Raw genomic sequence first — 284 nt, 5'->3', positions numbered from 1 at the left:
AATCTGCTTCGGTCATCATAACGCAGGGGGCGGGGGTGAGTCCCGCCAGGGCAGGGAGGGGGCGCGTCGGGTTAGGGCAGCGGTTCTTCCTTGTACTGGGTGAAAAACAACTTCTTCAAACACACCAGGCATTTGTACTTCTGATTCTTGGCGTTGTCGGCATTGGTGTCGCCGTGCTCCGCCGTGCGCCGCTGCATGGACTTGTCGAGCAGGTAGAACCCCTCGAGCAAGGACCGGCACGGTTCCCCGAGCCGGACCAGCGCCTCGCTCATCAGGGCGAATTG

The 284-nt window shown here is 61.3% G+C and carries 1 pseudogene; it reads right to left on the bottom strand.

The annotated features are described in order from the left end of the window. Window positions 1-71: 71 nt before the first annotated feature. Window positions 72-284 (bottom strand): annotated as a pseudogene (locus tag EJV47_RS27810) (sigma-70 family RNA polymerase sigma factor); the annotation flags it as partial.

Origin of the sequence: Hymenobacter gummosus (assembly GCF_003970915.1) — a bacterium.
Lineage (GTDB): Bacteria > Bacteroidota > Bacteroidia > Cytophagales > Hymenobacteraceae > Solirubrum > Solirubrum gummosum.
This window is presented reverse-complemented; position numbering and strand designations above follow the sequence as displayed.